This is a genomic window from Serratia rhizosphaerae (assembly GCF_009817885.1).
Classification (GTDB): Bacteria; Pseudomonadota; Gammaproteobacteria; order Enterobacterales; family Enterobacteriaceae; genus Serratia_B; species Serratia_B rhizosphaerae.
Window position 1 is genome coordinate 4,836,619 of sequence record NZ_CP041764.1, and the last position, 17,292, is coordinate 4,853,910.

Here is a 17,292-nt window from a genome sequence, read left to right on the forward strand (position 1 = left end):
AGCCAGCACCCTTTTAAGGTAAAGTTTAAAAACAAATCACACGGGCTACCTGAAATCGGGTGTTTTTGGGTAGGTCGTTATCAGAGCAAAAAAAATCCCCCGAAGGGGCTTTTGCATTTCTTAGTCCTTTTCTCTAAACCATGTTTTCCAGTACCTCATCTGTACGCGCCACATCCTCAGGGCCTCTAGACCAACGAATAAGATTGCTCCCGCCAATACATGGATGTCATTTGAAATCCCGTAGCCACTTCCACCGAACGCCACCAGCAGAGATACGGAAACCTCAAAACATACAACGATGAGTATCAATCCTTTCTTTATCATCTCCTTATTAGGCCCCTTGTTATTCGTAAATTCAATATAGGACACGAATAAACCGATAAGCAGAATACCTATAGGTATAAGCCCCATAATTACCATATCCACTCCAATCTCCTTTTCAATGTATACCACCGCTAACCACCTTCCCATTTCACTGCCATATTCAACCACCACAACACCCACAATGCATGTAACAACACAAACTGCAAGCGCAGCCGTAATGGCTAGACAATTCATCCACGCAGATCTAAATACACCCATATCTACCCGCCATATACTACCCAAACACAAAAAATCCCCCGAAGGGGGATTGGCTACCTCTAAGCTTTTTTCTTATACCCCACACTACCCAGATTGCATGACGCCATTTACAACCTTGCAGCCCTTTTCACTCGACAGGCGTGACAACGCATCAATGCGGCGCTGGTAGGCGTCTATCTCGGTTTGCTCCGCATTACCTAGATCCATAAAGAACCAAGGTACTATCACAAGAATTCCCGTGAGGGCCATTGTGGTGTTATATGCCTTCTTATTGGTTTGTGGGGCAAGCTGCTGAATGCTATTTTCTGCACTAGCTTGTTCCATCTTGATGTCACGACATGACAGGTATTCATCGTCAGCCCTAACAGCTCGCACTGGGTGTGCCTCACGACCAGCACACCCCGCAAGCAGTAAAATTACCAAGTAGACCGCTAACCCCTTAAATCTCATCACGCCCTCCCCACAGAACACCAATCAGCCATGCAGGCATGTAAATCAAAAACCCTATGCCGGCTATCACCAGTACGCCCAACAATATGTAAGTCATGCATTCACCTATTAGCTGTAATGAACTCAACTTATAGATCGATATATTTTCATCGCGCAACGCGGACATGATTCAGAATTAAATTATCGGGGAGGCGAAAAAGAAAAAGCCCGGCGAACCGGGCTGGTTGACAAGATGGAAAATCTGCACCGTTACCTTGGTTGACAAACTTCGATTTTTGCACCGTGAGGGGTGTGGGCTAGTTTTCCTGCTGCTCCTGCGTTTTCTTCCACAGGGTCAGCAGGTAGGACTGGGCCATCTCTATTTTTGTCAGTTCCTGCTCCAGCAGCCTGGTCAGTTCCATGAGGTTCGCCGGCGGGTTTATCTTTGGCGCCCGGTAGAGGCTGGGTGGCCGTTCCGTCACCTCGCTCTGTTCTGCTGTTGTCGTGGTGGCCATCATGGATTTGCCAGGCAGCTGCTGTCTGGCGCGGCGCATGGCGTCCTGTTTCTGCTTCAGCTTTGCAGCGGCAACCTGCTCTTTTGCTGTGCTCATCGCCCCGTACTCCTTACCTTGAACGTGATGGCTGACGGCAGATTGCCCTCGCCGGTGATGGTCATGCGGTAGGCGTGCATGCCGCCTTCGGCGCGCCAGGTACTGCGCCGCCAGTACGTCAGGTTGACGTTTTGTTCTGACCAGGTGTAGCCGCTGCCCGGGTGATTGGCGCGGCCGATGGCCAGCGTGACGGCATTGGTGCCCCTGCCGTTGAGATAAGCCTCGGTCACCATATAGCGACCGCCGGCGCCGAACTCCAGGCCGCGGCGTTCGACGTAGCAGTTAAGGGGGGTCTTCTGCATGCTCCACTCGCCGTTTACGTAATCGTGCGACCACTCCGCGTATCCCTGGTTCAGGTAGTAGATGCCGCCCTTTTTGCATGACCCGCACATGCTGCCCTGAGCAACGCGCTCAATGCTGCGGTTCCATTTTTGGGTCTCGCTGTCCCAGGGCAGCGCGTCGTCATCCCACATCATCTCCGGGTCGACCGGCGGCGCCGGCAAAAAATCAGTGTCATAGAGATAGGGCAGCGACTTTTTCCCCCAGGTCTGGTTGATGTAGTTGTAGGTCAGCGCGTAGGTTTTGGCGTAGTCGCCGTCGTCCTGATCGCGGCCGTAGCACATCACCCAGACTTCAGAGAGCTCTGGGAACACCGCCAGACGCACCATGCCTGTCCTGTGTTCGTTGGCCAGCTCCGCCAGGTACTCCCTCACCCGCCCCTCGGCGATCGACTTGCGGCTCACGGAGTCGTGGCGGATGACGTCAGCGCCGGTGAACACGTAGTTATAGCCGTGAGCGTTGACGCAGCAGCCGATATCCACGCAGCCCATATCGCTGTAGAGCAGCCTGGTGACGAACGGCGCCTGGTCATTGCCCGACGGGGTCAGACTGAAGGTCTCCCGGGCGGTGTAGACATAGAGTGTACCGCCGTTCTCGCAGGCGTCGATTATCTGGCTGCCGCTGGACAAATCCTGCCAGCCGGCAAAGCCGTCAATCACCGCGGCGGCGTACTCTTCCGGGGTGCGGTTGCCGGCCGTGTCGTCCCAGTTGATGGGAAGCGCATTCTCCTGGGCGAACCCGCTCCAACGTATGCGGTTCGGGTACGGGATATCGACGCCGCCGGCGGTCTCTTCGGTGGTGTTGAGCGCCAGCAGCCGGTTATCGAACGATACCAGGTTGGAGCACGTCCAGCGGCGGGTGACAACCACCTGGTCACCGCCCGTCTGCTCCCCCCAGCCCGGCAGAGCGTCGAACGCCACCCAGTCGTACTGCTTGCCGATGGGTGCGTAACCCTGGCGACCGAAAAAGGGGCAGTTGTTGATTTGCCCCTTGTAGAACAGCCAGGGGTTGTCCCTGTCAAAATCGGTCACGGTCAGCAGCTTGACGTCATGCTCGCCCATGTTCTGCTGGAATATGCCGACGGTGAGCACCTCCTCGCCGGCTTCGTCATGGTCGATGTGTTGCGCCAGCATGAACAGCAGCGAGAAACCGTTGCTGAAGCCGTCGAAGATGATGGGCTGCATGCGGTAGGCAATCACGGCAATGTCGGTGCCGGCGAGGTTTTTCGTGTAGTACGGCTCAGGCTCCGTGCCAAGATACGGGACGATTTCCCGGGCATCGAAGCGGACGTTGTTCACGTCCGTAAAGGCATTGTCCGGCAAAATCGTGTCGTCACCGTCCAGCGCCAGGCCGACGGCGCCAAGCTTGGTAATGGCTGGACTGGTCATTCTGTGCGCCTCCAGACATAAGCGGAGTATCCCGGCGTCATGAAATTGGCAGTGCCGAGGCCGATAGTGACGTCCAATGCGTTGTGGTGTGTATGTTCCTCGGCATGGCTGGTATAACTCACGCCGTAGTCATGATCATTATCGGATCCCATAATGGCCGAACCATATCGTGCTCCGGGGGCTCCCGTACCGCCTTGGTGGTCATGCCATCCCCCCAAGCCCGTTTCCCACTCCCAATGATAACCAACAGGGGTAATGTGTTCGTTTTTTACATGGAAGTTTCCCGCCTGAGCACCAATCCCGATGTTCTGGGTAATACCCTCGGCATCAGTCACATCACCAGCACCATACAGAGTCCCCACCACCGCCTCCCAGACACCGAACCCCAGTATCTCGGACGGACTGCGGGAGTCGGTGTAGTTCACGTACTGGGAGCCGACCGGGTAAAACAGGTTCTGGAGCGCCTGCCAGGTCAGCAGCAGTTCCGGGATGTTTTTGACGTCGTCCAACGACGGGGTGCGGGCAGCGATGGATGCGCGTTCCTGGACAATCTCCTCACGCATCACCTCCGGGTTGTCGACGCTGTAATAACTGGGAGCGACGGCCGTGTCCGACTTTCGCCAGGTGATGCCGTCGGTGAGGTTGTTCAGGTTCTCCGGCGTGCCGGTGATAGCGCCGGTGGCATTCGGGAAGGTGTTTTTGGTGACCTTCTTTACCAGGCGAAAATGGTCATCGCCGGCAGATTGCGGGTCAGTGCCAAGCGGCCAGTCTTCCACCAGCTCGCTAATGTATACAGCCTGTTCAATGGGCATCGGTTTTCTCCTCCAGTCGGGCAATGCGTTCCCCCATCTCCGGCAGCGCATCCAGCTTATGCTGGATATCCGTCATCTGGGTTTTGAGGTACTCGATATTGAGCTGATTCTTTTCCTGGTACTGGGCGATGGCCACGGCCGCAGTAATGACCGTGACCAGTCCACCAAAGCCAATAACGCGCAGCAGTTTTAGCTGCTGGCGTGATTCGTCAGAAGTACTCATTGTCATGCTCCTGAATGGCGCCACTGACGGCGTACGCCTGATAGCTGTCGTTAAGGCGCTCAATCTCGTTACTCGCCAGCTGCGCCCAGGACTGCGTCATCTCGGCGTCACGTGCAAAGACGCCGAGATAAGACAGCGCCAGCCACAGCAAGGCATTCTCTGCGCCGTCGGTGTAGGCGTTGGTCTGTTTGTCCTGGTTGATGCGTGGCGGTGCCTGGAAGGCGGTGATGGTTACGTCAGTGGGGGTGATAAGCTCGATGTTCTTACCGTTCATCGCGAATACATGACGCGGTGGGTTAATGTCAAATCCGCGCATGCGCAGCACCTCTGCCAGCGTGGTCTGGTGTGCTTCGTAATCCCCGGTGATGACGCTAATCAGCTCCAGCACATTGGCAGGGGTGATGGTCAATGTGGACGCATTGATGGTTTGTGTGCCGATCATCTCGGCAATGCGCAGCTCGCTATCCAGCTTTGCCTGGGCGGCGGCGACAAACTGCGGGATGGCCACCACCACTTCCGTGTCCGTGCGGCCGGAGTAAAGCCGAATGTCGGCAATCAGTTTGTTGTAGGTTGTGCTCATTGGGTTCTCCGATAAAAAGGCTGACAAATGCCAGCCTTGCGGTGAGAAATCAGAACTTCATAATCCGGGCTTGCAGAATGCGGTTGTATGCCGTCATTGCTGCAAGCTGAGCGGAGAGCAATATCGCCTCATCCGCTGGCAACTGCTGATAGATGGAGCCGCTATCAATAAACGCCCGCAATTTTTCGACCTTGCTTTGCAGCTCTGCTGACTCATCAAAAACCCGCTGTTCGTGTGGCTGTAGCTCTTTCATTATCTGTCTCCAACAAAAAAGCCCCAGTTAAGGGGCTTGCGTTATTTGGTTGATTTGGATTTCTTGGTCTGTTGCGCGGCAGGTTCGCCCCATGAGCCATTAACATTGGAAGAAGGGGCTGACGCACCGGCGCTATCAATCACCGTGCAGCCGACATAGAGCTGCAACCCTGCCTGGTCTGCCGGCGTGGTGCCCGTGACATGTGCCAGGTTGTGGCCGACGTTGTACAGAGACAAGCCACCAGCCGCCTGCATGAGCCTAAAGTCATACTCGTACGTACCGTCGTCCGGTTCGACAAGTGACTCAGGGTCTACACGCATCCAGAACTCTGTTTCGGAACCAGCGACGAGGGACCCGGCCGGAAAGGTCGTGCCCCACGTCTCGTTATCTACGCTTACCTGGACTGCTCCGGCGTCCGTTAAGCTGCTGGCTTTCCCACAACCGCACCACTGGCCCATGGGTTACGGTGACGCAGGCCCACTTCCATTACGATAGCCACACGCTCAAAGTCGCCCACCTTGGACAGCGGCTCATGACGTGGCGCACGCAGCACCATTTCCTGCCAGTCTTCCGGGTTGAAGATATACACGGTGTTATCCGGCATGTAGCGGTTGTAGACCACCTTGACGGTCTGCCCCAGCGGGTCGGTGATGGTGTTGACTTCGAGGGTGATCTTCTCGGTGTTTTCAAAGAGACGAGCGCGCGAACCGGACGTGCTCTCCTGCATGCCGGAAATAACGCCGCTCACGGTGTCGTTACACATGAGGATTTCAGGGCGGGCCCCGGCCTTCCACATTTGTGTCATGACCGCCAAAATCTCTTCAGCCGTCGGCGTTTCGCCTGCTGCCGTCTTGAACGTGACAGCGCCGGTCAGCGGGTCGCCTTTGACAGTGTCGCCACCATCGGTTGAGGAGACCATGGACAAATAGCCGCCCAGCTTGCGCGGGACTTTTGCTGCCTTGTCTTCCGCTTGTGATTTACCGTTGCGCAGGAACGACGCCTCAAGGTCAGCCTTGAGCTCGCGACTTTTTTTGTTGGTTTGGTAGTTGGATTCCTTGCCACGTCCCCAGTTTGCCTGGGCATCAGTGGTGCCGTTGACTTTGATCACCTTGGCCAGAATCTGGGTGTAGCCCTTGAGCATCGACGTGGGCGTGAAGGAATCATCCAGCGTTGAGTAGTCAGTACCCTCAATCAGCGCATTATCCGTGTCCGGTTGCGCGTCAGTGTCGTACTGCCATTCGAACATGGCGTTGTGAGTCTTAGCCTTTCCGATCATCGCCGAAAAGGGGTATTCGGTTGGTGCCAGGTTAGAAATCCAATCTGCGACTTCTTCTTTGACGCCTACCAGTTCGTATGAATGTAGTTCAGCCATGTCATGGTGGCCTCCCCATGGGGCAATCCCGCCCTCGAGTTGATAACAGATGTTTACAGCGCGTTTATTCGATCATTTGTAAATGTTACTTGTCAATTATTTTAAGTCCTCTGCACCTCCTGTGATGACGATTACGGGAGGCCCGTCGTCCTGGGAAAACACCTCCCCGACCGCCTCCGAAGCGACCTGCGCCGCCTTTTTGATTATCTTAACCCGCTTAACACGCTTCTCTGCGTTGGCAGCGGGCGCCCCGGTTTTTTTGGGGCCTTTGACCACAGCATCCGTAAACTCTGGCGTCAGTAGCACTTTGTCCAGTTTTTTAGCCGTTCCCGACCCCATCTCTTTGACGGCTTCCGTGGCCATCCGCGAAAGTATACCCACAGCAGCACCACCACTCGCTGCCGCCACAGCAGGTATGACGGTATCAGCAACCGATGCCGCTACCGGGTGATCTGCCGCAAGTTTTTGCAAGCCTGCGGCCTGATCCAGCAGCTTGTCGTTTTGCGCTATCCGCCCGCCGGTATTTGCCACCTCCGACGACATACCCCGCCTTACGCCGCTAAACATGGTGTAGATATCATCAAGCTGCTCAACAGCATCCTGAGTCATATAGCGGGTTAAGGCATCGTAAGCCTTTTGGTTTGCCTTTACCTCCCGCATCCAATCCACAAACCCGGGTATGTGCAAATCCTCTTTTGACCTGGCCCCATCCCTGAACATCTGCGCCAGCGCCGACATGACCGCCGACTCCTGGAACTCTTCAGGCACAAGCTTCATCAGTTGATCGAATTTAGCGACATTTCCCTTGGATAGCCCCTTCATGGCCTCCTTCACCTTCGGCACCAGGTCAGCGTTAAGGTTGTTGCCTAATATTTTCTTTCTGACGGCGTCGGTCTGCTCTTTGGCGGCATAATGGGCCCTCGCCTTGAGCAGTCTGTCACCAACACCAAACTCGTCCGCAACAGACAGAAGGTCTTCAGACATGGGCTCATACAGCATGGCCGCTCGTCGGTACTCTCGACGTCTGTCGCCGGTACGTGTTTTTTCCAGGGCGTCGCCGACATCCTGGCGAAGGTCATCAAACCTTGCGTAAGTCCGCGGCTCTCCCGGCCGAAACTCTTCGGACACCCTTTTTTCGATAGAGCCCAGCTTTTCGATGCCGCCCAGTTCGTCAGCCTGCCTGTCGATATAGCTTAATGTTTTTGGGGCATCCACAGGGTGGTCTCTGGGGATCACCCGCGCTATTTCTTCGTACTCGCCCTCCGCAGCGTCTCCATACCCATTTACGCGGCGCTCCATCTCACTGGCGAAATCAGCCGACAACTCCGAGCCGTCAAATTTACCGCCGTTATTTTCGACAAAGTCCCTGACCGTGCCCCCCATCTTATCGATCAGCGCATCCTTGGCCGCCAGCATATCGCCAGGACGCGAGGTCATAACCCCCATAAAGTCACGCATGGCCTGATTATCGGAGTAATGATGCGGCAACAGTTCGTTCGCCTCATACCCCAGCCTGTCCGCCGCGGCAAGAATGTCCGTGTTCGGCTGCACAAGCTCAGCCAGGGCATCCAGCTTTTCATCGCGCCCAAAAATAGCTCGCGCTATGTTATTTGCCCGTGACCTGATGATCTCCATGGGCGTTAACCCTACCCTTTCAGCCACGCGCCCCACCACCGCACCTGCCATATCAAAAGGTACACCGAGAGCAGTATCTACAGCGGTTTGCCCCAGGGTTGGCTCCTCAAGTTGCGCAACCTGAGCACCCAGCGACCACGTGGCATTTTTGGCCAGCGAGGCCGCCATGGAGCCCAGCCATCCGGCGCGCGCAGCTGTTAACGCCTCAGGCAACAGAGCAACTGCCGTAGCCCCACCACCAAGGGCTGGCCCAAGCTCTCCCGCCAACTCACCAGCGGTATAAGACCATGGATTACTTTTCTCTTGCCCCTTAGCTATTTCAGCAGCCTCTCGCATCTGGCGCTGCTCTTCTGGTGTATCCTCACCACCAAAGAGATTACGAAGGCGATCGCCCGCTTCATTCATGGTTTCAATCGCACCAGCCATGAACGACATTCCAGCACCGTCAGATGCATGCTTGCTAGTTCGGGTGAAATATTCATCCAGAGCACCTTCAATTTCGGCTGTGGTTGTTCCATCTGGAAACGTAAATCTCAGGCCATTAGCCTCTACTGAAATAGTCATTTGATTTTACTCACCGTGTATTTAACCCCATTAGAGGTGGTGCGCTCCCCTCCCTCTGCCGGTTGCGCTGATGCATTCTGTTGCTGCGGCGTCATAATGACTGGTGCTTGCGGCCCGCCACTTTCATCAACCTGACCGTTCGTCACCTGTTTAGCCACCTGCTCGGCCAGAACGGGCGCATTGGGCACCCCCATCGCGGACAACTCGCCATTTGCCGTAGCGTATACGCTATTGAAAAGCCGCTGGCGCTGCATGTTCACATCTTCCTGGTGAGCAGCCATAAACTCCCTGAATTGCTCTATCGTTTGCTTGCTTAGCGCCCCGCTGTAATGCCCTACCAGCCAGTCTGCCATCTGCTGCGTAATCCCCCCTTCCTCCGCCAGACGCAATATCGCACCTTCTGTCGGTGATATATTGGAGTTATCAAGCCCTGCAACCGCTGTCCACATTGCATTTCTGGCTACGGGGTTCCCTTTTTCCAGCAAGTCCAGGTTTGTGTTCAACTGGTCAAGGTAGTTTTGCTTTTTACCCAGGGTGACTACCGTGTCTTTTACTGGCATCAGCAATCCACGCGCGAATGAATTTAAATGCCCCAGCCCAGACAGCCCACTTCCGCTATTGGCGACCTGCATAGCCGCCCTCGCATTGGCACCGGCCTCGTGCATCCTGGCGATGCCCATCTGGTTGTTCATCCGTTCTCGCTCAAGCTTTGCTCGCTGCTCCCGATCCAAACGCTTGTCTTCCTCGGTTTGAGTGAACTCGTCTTTTTCCTCTTCGAACTTATCCTTTTGCAACATGTACTCGCGTTCCTTGTCCAGCTCCTTGTTGTCGCCGGTCTTGTACCACGCCAGTATCGCCGGATAGCTGTAACCATCCTCCTGTAGCCTGCGTATGTATTGGGCACGCTGGCGCAGGTCGAAGCCGTGGTCGTGAACGCCAACAGCCGCCACCATGCCGGCGGCGATGCCACCAGCAACATTACCGGTAGCCAGTGCCGCCATCAGTCCCACCATGCCTGACGCTATCCACATGTTCTTTTTGATGTTCTCCTCTGTTGGTGGGGTGATTTGCGGATACTTGTCCATCTCTTCCTGGACGTAGTTTCGCTGATACACGGCCGGCACGACGCTTCCCTGGTTAGGGGTGACCGTGACCGGCTGTATTGCCTGTGCGCGTTCCTGCGCAATCTGTAGTTGTCGTTGCTGTTCTAATTGCGTTGTCATTCGCTCACCCCGCCACTCGTTGGCCCTTGGCTGCATTGCTGATGGTTTGGTTATAGCTTGATGATTTTGCGGCGGCGCCAGTTGGTTTCTGGTCTGCGCCAGCTGTTTTATACGTGTCACTGAGCAGTTGGTACGTCAGTTCCCTGGCGCGCTGCTGGGTGATTTCACCTTTGATTGCCGCCTCGAAAATCTGCGCCAGTACCGGGTCAACCTCCTGCTGTTTCACTGCAAACATGGGGTAAACCTCGGCCAGCGCCTCGGGACTCATCGAGCCCTGCATTTTCAGGGTCACCGGCACCTGGTAAACGGGCTGCGGCGGACGTATCCAGGACACCTCGTCGCTGTTCGGGTTGTAGTGCGGCCGGTAACCCTCCTGGGTGGCCCATACCACCTTAAGCGGGTCATCCTCTGGTTTCTCCTCCTTGCCGTCGTTCCCCAGGATACGGGCGGCCAGCTTGTCGTAGTTGGCCAGCATGGCGTTGAATTCCTGCGTTACCTTTCTCATTTGAATAGCGCGCTCCATTTGTTGAGCTCGTCGAGCGGGTTGTTGTTCGCAGCCTTGCCCAGTAATTCGACCGGCTTCATAACCCCATTGGTGTTCACATTGACGCCGTGACCGGAGGGCGCAACGGGCGCGCGGGCACCCACGTCAGGGCGCAAGGCGGCATTCATGACCAGCCCCATTAACGGCTTGATGGCGTCATAAACCCAATCGTCCATCCCGTCAGAGGCAACAGGAGGTGCGGCCTGGCGGTCAAGTTCTGCAATATCACTTGCACTCAACCCTGCTTGCAGCCCGGGGTCGTCACCGGCAATGACCTGAGCACCAACGCTTGCTGCGCCAGCCGCGGTATCACCCATGCCGAACATGCTTAAAAGCGCTTCCCACATAATTAAAGCCCCGAGAACCAGCCACCGTTGTTTTGCGTGGCTGTAGATGTAGAGTTGGTGGTTGTGTCAATGCCCGCCGTTGGCAGGATGACGCTCAGTAATGCGGCCATATCGACCCATTCCATGTTGCTGTTGATCATCTCGTTCTTGCGGTCGTTGTTGATGTTCTGCTGGTTGAACCACTGCTCAAACAGCCCGGCCTTGAACTGGTTGCTCGCACCGGTGGCAGCCATTTTTGCGCCGGCGCCAGCCATGGAGCCGCCCGCCCCCAGCAGCTCGTTAATCAGCGACATCTCAGCGCCCATGGCACCCGACGTAATACCTACCGCCCCCTTGAGGACGTTGCTGCTGACGTCGGCCATCATCTGCGTCATCTGGTTGGCGCCGCTGGCCAGAACGCTGTTTGTCGCGCTCTGTGCAGCACTGCTGCCGGACACCGCGGTTGATGCCATGTTGTTCTGCGCCGTCTGACCAAAGGTGTCCCCCATATCAGCGTAGACCTGGTCCTGGATGGCCTGGTTCTGGTTGTTGATAAAGCCGCCGGCCGCGTTGTAGATGCCGGTGACGCCGGTGGTGAACTGGGATTTGGCCCCGCCGTTGAGCAGCCCCTCAATGCGTGAAATCTGCTCCTGAATCAGCGACGCGCCACCCTTTGCGATGTTGGTGCCCGTGTCAACCGCCGCGCCTGAGCCGTAACGGTCGAGCGCCGCCTGCTCGGCCGGCGTCAGCCCTGCGACCACCGAGTCGATGTAGTCGATGGACGGGTTGCTGCCGATAAAGTCCGCCACAATCGGTTCGATAAGGCCAGACAGCCAACTGGTCGTGTTGCTGCTGGCGTCGGTTGTCGACGTGTTCTTATGTCCGGAAATACTCATTTCGTCCTCCAGAGGGTTTTGCTGATCCACTCATCCGAACCCACTTTCGTGGTCGTCTTTTTCACCGGCGTCGGCTTGGTGGCATTGACCTGCACCGCCTTTTTGCCCTGCCTTGCCAGCTTCGACGCCGCATCTTCCTGCGCGGCGCGGTATTTGGCGGCATCGCGCAGAATCTCCATCAGCGGCGGGTTGATGGAGTCCACAAACACCTCCGCTTTGAATGCCGTTTTCGCCAGCTGGTTGGCCAGGGTCAAATCCTGCTGCGACCAGCCGGCACTGAGCAGCGACGTGACCACCTGACGGACATTGTGCTCACGTGCAGCACCGAGGGCCTTTTCACGCTGCGCCTTCTCCTGCTCGGCGGCATTGTTCAGCAAATCCATTCGCTGCTGCGCCTGCACCAGCTGCATATGCGCCGCCTGGTATTCCCTGGCATCAAGTTTGCCGGAGCCGATGCGCGCCTGGAGTTCCTGGATGACTTTTTCGGTTTCGGTAAGCGCCAGCGCCTGGTGGCGCTGCACCTGCTCACCGTACCCACGGATATTTTCCAGCAACGGCGTGATGGACTCGTTGTAACGCCTGAACATGTCGTGGTCTTTAACGGCCTGGCCTACTTGTTCGGCGGTGTATTCCGTTCCGTCGATTTCCCAGACTTCGCCGCCTCCAGCGCCATCCTCAGTTTGCTCGCCGCCTCCTTCGTGGCCGGTATCGCTGTCTGCATCCGCTGCGTCTTCAGGTGGTGCTCCTGCTCCAGCTTCTGCATCCTGGTCTTCGCTTTCAGTTCCTGTTGGAGCTGGCGTTTCTGGTTCCAGTCCAAACAACGTCCGGGTAATGCCCATTGGTTCGTCATTGTTCACCCCATCTACTGGCTTTCGTTCAGTGCTCACGAGTTACTCTCCTGGTTGATTTGCTCTTGGTTCTGGGCGTTCTGCGTCACCGCATCAGCCTCAGCGGCTCTTTCCTGCTGGACTTTCAGCAACAGCTCCAGCTTGTCGACTTCAATACCCGCCACAATCTCGGCTATCTGCGCGAGGTCTTTTGCAGCGTCGTTCCACTTCTTCTGGGCCTCCGCTTTTTTGTCGTTAACGCTGGCCTCCGCTAGCTCACACGCAGCAACCTGACTCCGAAGATGAGCGACAGCCAGCAGCGCCCTGGCGAGCACTTCCGGTTTCGACGGTTTCGGCATCTGGTCTGGTGGTGTGATGAACGCGGAGACGTCCTTTTGCCCTGTTGCGGCCTGGGCATACAGCCGGTAAATCTCATACCGGTTCTGGTCGGTCACGTTGGCCGGCAGCGTTTGCGCCTGGGTGCCGCTGTTCAGCATGGCCATGAGGTTCGTTGCGGCATTGGCGCGGTCATAAGCCGTTTCGATATCGATGGTCATACCGATATCCGCGCGCAGCATTTTTAGCGGTACCTGCTGGCCGTCGATATCCACGGCGTTGCTCATTTCCTGGAGAACGAGCAACAGGATGCGGTACATCGGCTTGATGAACGTCTCGGCAATGCAGGATGCAATCTGACTTTCGTTCAGTTCCTGTTTGTCCTGCGTCAGCGCCACCGCCACGCCTGACGCCTGGCCGTTCTCTTCCAGCGCCTGCGCCTTGCCGGCGCTCCCCTGAATGGTGGTTTCTTCCTGGCTGGTCAGTTCGCTGTTAAGCAGCTCCATCGCGCGTGGAACATCGTTGACCGGCAACTTGGTGATGGCGGTATGGTCTTTGACGCTGTAAGCGGCGCCCGGACCGCGTTTTGAAAACGTCTCTTTCCCTTTCGGGGTGAGCTGCGCCTCGTTAACCAGGTATTCGCTGTATGCCGCGTTGTCTGCGCTGCGCTGGATGGCGCGGAGCGCGCGGGTCTTGCTGATTTGCACGCTGCCGCAGATGTCGTACAGGGATTCGCTCCAGGCGCTGCCCGTGACGGTGCTCATGCCGCCCAGAACTATCGGGACATAATCCACCGTGGTATGGCTGACGATATCGACATCGGTGGCGATGACGTAATGCAGCTGCTGTTTGTCACTGTCGTAGCAGCCACGCCAGAAATGGTGATACAGCGTGATATCGCTATTGTTGTCCGACAGCACGGAGTCAGCAGCAACGGCGTCATTGCCGTTCATGTCGTTAATCACCAGCATTTTCTTGCTCAGACCACGACCGGCATTGGTGTCAGTGTCATCAGCCCTGGACAGTTTGTCCCGGCTGTATCCGCGCTCGACGGCCTCGCCAACGGTCAGCTTTTCGGTGTAGGCGACATAACGCGATGACTCCACGTCCATCGCGTCGGGGTGGAGGTAGAAATCCTTGAAGTCGATTAAATTGATGACCGGGTATTTAACCTCCCTTTCGCCCTGCATCCAGCCGGTGCCGGTCTGGTTTTCCTCGTTGAACTCAATCTCGCTTTTGATGTTGTAGCCGCCCAACTGCAGCAGCTTCTGATGGATGCCGATAGCCGCAAAGGATGCATCCGTAAAAGTGACTTGCTCTGTCTCATACGTCTTTTTGTCATAACCGACCATGACCGCCTGGTTGCCTGTGATCAGGATTTCCTTAATCGCCTGCATGTACAGCTTGTAGGCGTTGTTCACCCCCATCGCTGCCGTGTGCACAGCCTGAGTGACGGCCTGCGCAATTTTTGTCGTCGCCATCCCCTCGCTGTTGAACCGCGCCGGCGACTTGTCGTTGTCGGTGAACAGCTTCACCAGGGCCGGGTAAATACTCTCGAAGGCCTTCCACATCACGCGGTCAGCGGGCAAGTCCGAAGGCTTGAGCCGCTCTGGCAGTTCGCCGCGATACATCATGTAGGCCTTGTTGTAGCGTTCGGCCAGCATGTCCTGCTGCTCTTTGGCGGCGTTGAAATTGTTCTGCAACTCGGTAAACAGTTCGCTCTGGTTCACAGGTGGTATGCTCCCATGTCGGTTTCGTAGGGGTTCCCGTCAATGGTGTTATTCGGGATGGACTGGCGTGCATCCTGCATGTACTCGCCGTCGTAGCTGATGCGGATGGCGCCGATACGCATGGCATCCATGAAGTGATTGTCTTTGTCGATGGGGACGGTCTTTTGCCCCTTCTTGATCCACTGATAGCCCCGGCGCTCCCGCAGGGTTTCCGTGCATGTCGTGAAAATCTTCAGCTTTCCATCCCGAAACAGGTTGGCAACGATGGCAATCGAACCGGCAAGCGACCGGCGGTTCTTTTCCAGTGGTGCCATATCAGGCGGTAGCTCCCAAAGATGCGGGTCAACATTGGCGCCGACGTCACGCATGATTTCGCATCGCGTCTGGTTGGTGCCGGGTTGGGTGTTTGCGCCATCATGCGGAGACTTGACTACGATGCCAGGCAGACCGATACCGACGAACGGCGCGGATTGGGTGACCACATCCCAGTCGTCAGGCTTCTGACCGATGATTTTGTGCGCCATGAAGTCAGGCATGTAGCTGTTGGCGTAGATATCCTTGTCCATCTCACTCGACCACTCGGCAAAGACGTAGCGCACGCCGGTATCCGGGTCATACGCCATGGACAGAATGATTGACGGGTCACGGTTACCGCTGACACCAAAGTCCAGCGGAGCCAGGACAAGCCAGTGGTCGGGGATATCGAACGGTTCGCAGGTGATGTCGTCGTCGCGGTAGGGATAGATGGCGCCAATGCCGGCAACGGGAATGCCTTTGGAGCGCATTTCACGTTCGTGATAGGGGATGGCGGCAAGGATGCGGTCTTTTGCTTCCTCGCTTAAGTGCGGGGCGTCGTCCCAGGTGGCCGACTGAAAGTGGACGTGCGGGCTGTTATCCTCCTTGCACTGGCGCCAAAGGTCTGTAGCGCCCTTTTCCGGTGTGGCGGTGACGGCAACAATGCCGCCGGTATTAATAGTTCGTGCCGCAAAGATACTGGATAGTTCCAGCTCGTTGTCCGGCTGCTCGTCAAGCCAAATATATAAAACTTTCTGGCCATGAAGAGTATCCGTCGATTGCGTGGACGCATAGAAATACAGCTCACAGTAACCTCCCGCTGCGTTATCGATTGAGATTGATTTCACCAGCTCGCCATCGCGAACCAGTGTTTCCATGCGGATCATCTCCCGCGGAATGGTGCCACTGCCGAACTCACGAGTTTTCTTCGCGTTATCCGTGCCGAGCAGGTAGTTCTGCAACACCTTGCGCGTGGACTCCAGGCTTACCCCCATTGCCCAGCACACTTCCTTGCCCGTCACCTCGAAATGACGTCCCGGCCACCAGTCAGGATAGAGACCGGTCAGGTGGTAAGTCATTTCCACCGCGCCACCGTAGGTTTTACCAATCTGGTTAGCGGCAGACAGGTAGCGCAACGTGGCGTAGATGCCTGACTTAAACCATTTGAACTGGTAGTCGTAGGGCTTGAAGTAGTCCAGCCGGTAAAAACGGTGGAACTGCAACGCCGCTTCGATGATGTTCCAGTGCTCGAGCATCTTTGCCTTGCCGGCAGCGCGAATGAGCTTTGCCTTCTGGCGAACCTTGTTGCGGTATTCCAGCGTAGTGATCATTCGATACCCCCGAGCTCGTCGGAGATATCGTCCAGCTCATCGTCATCAGGTAACGGTGATTCAGTGACGTGGTTGTCATCCACAGGAACCGGCGCCAGCTGCATGCCCTTTTGCGCCAGCTGAGCCAGGGCAGCAAATGCCGTGTCCTTGAGTTTGGGGCTGCGCAGACGTTCGAAGACCAAATCCATAACCCCGCCATTGGCGGCATACACGGCGGTTTCCTGCTCTACGATTTCGGCACGGTTGGCAGCGGCCTGACTGCTCCTGAATGCAGCATACCGTGCGTATTGGCGGGCGGTCGGGAGTGCTTTGGGTGCGCAAAAGCCGCGTGCTCGCATATCCTCAAGCATCGCCCTGTCTTGCGCATTCAGCAGAAGTTCTCGATTGGCAGACCGTGTCTGTTCGGCCTCAATCTGCTTTTGATTCAGGTTAGCAAGGCGCTTTCGTGCCGCTGCCCTGATTTTGTTTGCTTTGGTTGCCACGCATCGCAACCTCCAGCACGGGGCTCATCCTGCCCGCGAGTTAATTCATTTCCTGCTGTTCGTTTGAATCAGCAGACCAACAGTGATCACCTGGCCTTCAGTGTCGCTAAGCTTGCTGGCCGTCAACTCGAACTGCGACGAGTTGACTATTTCGTGCACAGAAAATATTTCGGGGCACGCTGCCGGAGGCGTGGTAGCCCAGCGTCGCGAGGACAACGGCTCAAGCAACAGCGAAGACAAAAGTTTAGCCGAAACCAAACCATTGCCTCCGTTGTGCGCTGGAAGCGTCTTCTGAGGAATCCGTAGAAGTTTCCAGCGTCATGCGCGGATATATGTCATCACCCGCATGAACGGCCTATCTTCCCTCCTGACACTGAGGTGCCGCGCCCGGCCGCTACCTTCACACCAATCCCGGAACCCAATCCGCCGAAGTGTACCTCGGATAACAAGAAGCGCCCGGGGCATGGCGTTCAGACAAGTACCCCGGTTCCCAACGACTCACCCTTGCAACTGGC

At 56.4% G+C, this 17,292-nt stretch carries 19 protein-coding genes; all 19 read right to left on the reverse strand.

Annotated features, from left to right (window positions below; all coding sequences use genetic code 11):
* Window positions 1-120: 120 nt before the first annotated feature.
* A complete protein-coding gene (locus tag FO014_RS22520) occupies window positions 121-582 on the reverse strand; it encodes a hypothetical protein (RefSeq protein ID WP_160031148.1) in 462 nt (153 codons plus the stop codon).
* Window positions 583-666: 84 nt separating this feature from the next.
* A complete protein-coding gene (locus tag FO014_RS22525) occupies window positions 667-906 on the reverse strand; it encodes a hypothetical protein (RefSeq protein WP_212603823.1) in 240 nt (79 codons plus the stop codon).
* 422 nt (window positions 907-1,328) lie between these two features.
* The gene (locus tag FO014_RS22530; RefSeq protein ID WP_160031150.1) at window positions 1,329-1,622 is read right to left on the reverse strand and encodes a hypothetical protein; all 294 of its coding nucleotides are present in this window, start codon (window positions 1,620-1,622) and stop codon (window positions 1,329-1,331) included.
* Window positions 1,619-3,145, reverse strand: coding sequence for a hypothetical protein (locus tag FO014_RS22535; protein WP_160031151.1), 1,527 nt, complete (start codon window positions 3,143-3,145; stop codon window positions 1,619-1,621). Before FO014_RS22535 ends, FO014_RS22530 begins: the two co-directional genes overlap by 4 nt.
* Window positions 3,146-3,345: 200 nt before the next feature.
* Entirely contained in the window at window positions 3,346-4,161 is an 816-nt protein-coding gene (locus FO014_RS22540) for a phage baseplate protein (protein WP_160031152.1), read from the reverse strand.
* On the reverse strand, window positions 4,151-4,384 hold the full coding sequence (locus FO014_RS22545) for a hypothetical protein (RefSeq protein WP_160031153.1): 234 nt from the start codon (window positions 4,382-4,384) through the stop codon (window positions 4,151-4,153). Before FO014_RS22545 ends, FO014_RS22540 begins: the two co-directional genes overlap by 11 nt.
* Window positions 4,371-4,964: a phage adaptor protein gene (locus FO014_RS22550; protein WP_160031154.1), complete on the reverse strand. Its 594-nt coding sequence runs from the start codon at window positions 4,962-4,964 to the stop codon at window positions 4,371-4,373. The genes FO014_RS22545 and FO014_RS22550 overlap by 14 nt, the downstream gene beginning before the upstream one ends.
* Window positions 4,965-5,013: 49 nt before the next feature.
* Complete coding sequence (locus FO014_RS22555) at window positions 5,014-5,217, reverse strand: crAss001_48 related protein (RefSeq protein WP_160031155.1); 204 nt, start codon at window positions 5,215-5,217, stop codon at window positions 5,014-5,016.
* A 41-nt stretch (window positions 5,218-5,258) separates the two neighbouring features.
* A complete protein-coding gene (locus FO014_RS22560; RefSeq protein WP_160031156.1) occupies window positions 5,259-5,537 on the reverse strand; it encodes a hypothetical protein in 279 nt (92 codons plus the stop codon).
* Between the two features lie 98 nt (window positions 5,538-5,635).
* The gene (locus FO014_RS22565) at window positions 5,636-6,589 is read right to left on the reverse strand and encodes an SU10 major capsid protein (protein WP_160031157.1); all 954 of its coding nucleotides are present in this window, start codon (window positions 6,587-6,589) and stop codon (window positions 5,636-5,638) included.
* Window positions 6,590-6,685: 96 nt separating this feature from the next.
* On the reverse strand, window positions 6,686-8,788 hold the full coding sequence (locus tag FO014_RS22570) for a hypothetical protein (protein WP_160031158.1): 2,103 nt from the start codon (window positions 8,786-8,788) through the stop codon (window positions 6,686-6,688).
* Window positions 8,785-10,011, reverse strand: coding sequence for a hypothetical protein (locus FO014_RS22575; RefSeq protein ID WP_160031159.1), 1,227 nt, complete (start codon window positions 10,009-10,011; stop codon window positions 8,785-8,787). The genes FO014_RS22570 and FO014_RS22575 overlap by 4 nt, the downstream gene beginning before the upstream one ends.
* Window positions 10,012-10,015: 4 nt before the next feature.
* Entirely contained in the window at window positions 10,016-10,516 is a 501-nt protein-coding gene (locus FO014_RS22580) for a hypothetical protein (RefSeq protein ID WP_160031160.1), read from the reverse strand.
* Window positions 10,513-10,902: a hypothetical protein gene (locus tag FO014_RS22585; protein WP_160031161.1), complete on the reverse strand. Its 390-nt coding sequence runs from the start codon at window positions 10,900-10,902 to the stop codon at window positions 10,513-10,515. The genes FO014_RS22580 and FO014_RS22585 overlap by 4 nt, the downstream gene beginning before the upstream one ends.
* Window positions 10,903-10,904: 2 nt before the next feature.
* Window positions 10,905-11,777 (reverse strand): hypothetical protein, encoded by an 873-nt coding sequence (locus FO014_RS22590; protein WP_160031162.1) that lies wholly within the window; start codon window positions 11,775-11,777, stop codon window positions 10,905-10,907.
* Window positions 11,774-12,664: a hypothetical protein gene (locus FO014_RS22595; protein ID WP_160031163.1), complete on the reverse strand. Its 891-nt coding sequence runs from the start codon at window positions 12,662-12,664 to the stop codon at window positions 11,774-11,776. Before FO014_RS22595 ends, FO014_RS22590 begins: the two co-directional genes overlap by 4 nt.
* Window positions 12,661-14,670 (reverse strand): portal protein, encoded by a 2,010-nt coding sequence (locus FO014_RS22600; protein WP_160031164.1) that lies wholly within the window; start codon window positions 14,668-14,670, stop codon window positions 12,661-12,663. Before FO014_RS22600 ends, FO014_RS22595 begins: the two co-directional genes overlap by 4 nt.
* Window positions 14,667-16,295 (reverse strand): terminase large subunit domain-containing protein, encoded by a 1,629-nt coding sequence (locus tag FO014_RS22605; RefSeq protein ID WP_160031165.1) that lies wholly within the window; start codon window positions 16,293-16,295, stop codon window positions 14,667-14,669. Before FO014_RS22605 ends, FO014_RS22600 begins: the two co-directional genes overlap by 4 nt.
* Window positions 16,292-16,777: a hypothetical protein gene (locus FO014_RS22610; protein ID WP_160031166.1), complete on the reverse strand. Its 486-nt coding sequence runs from the start codon at window positions 16,775-16,777 to the stop codon at window positions 16,292-16,294. The genes FO014_RS22605 and FO014_RS22610 overlap by 4 nt, the downstream gene beginning before the upstream one ends.
* Between the last annotated feature and the right edge of the window lie 515 nt (window positions 16,778-17,292).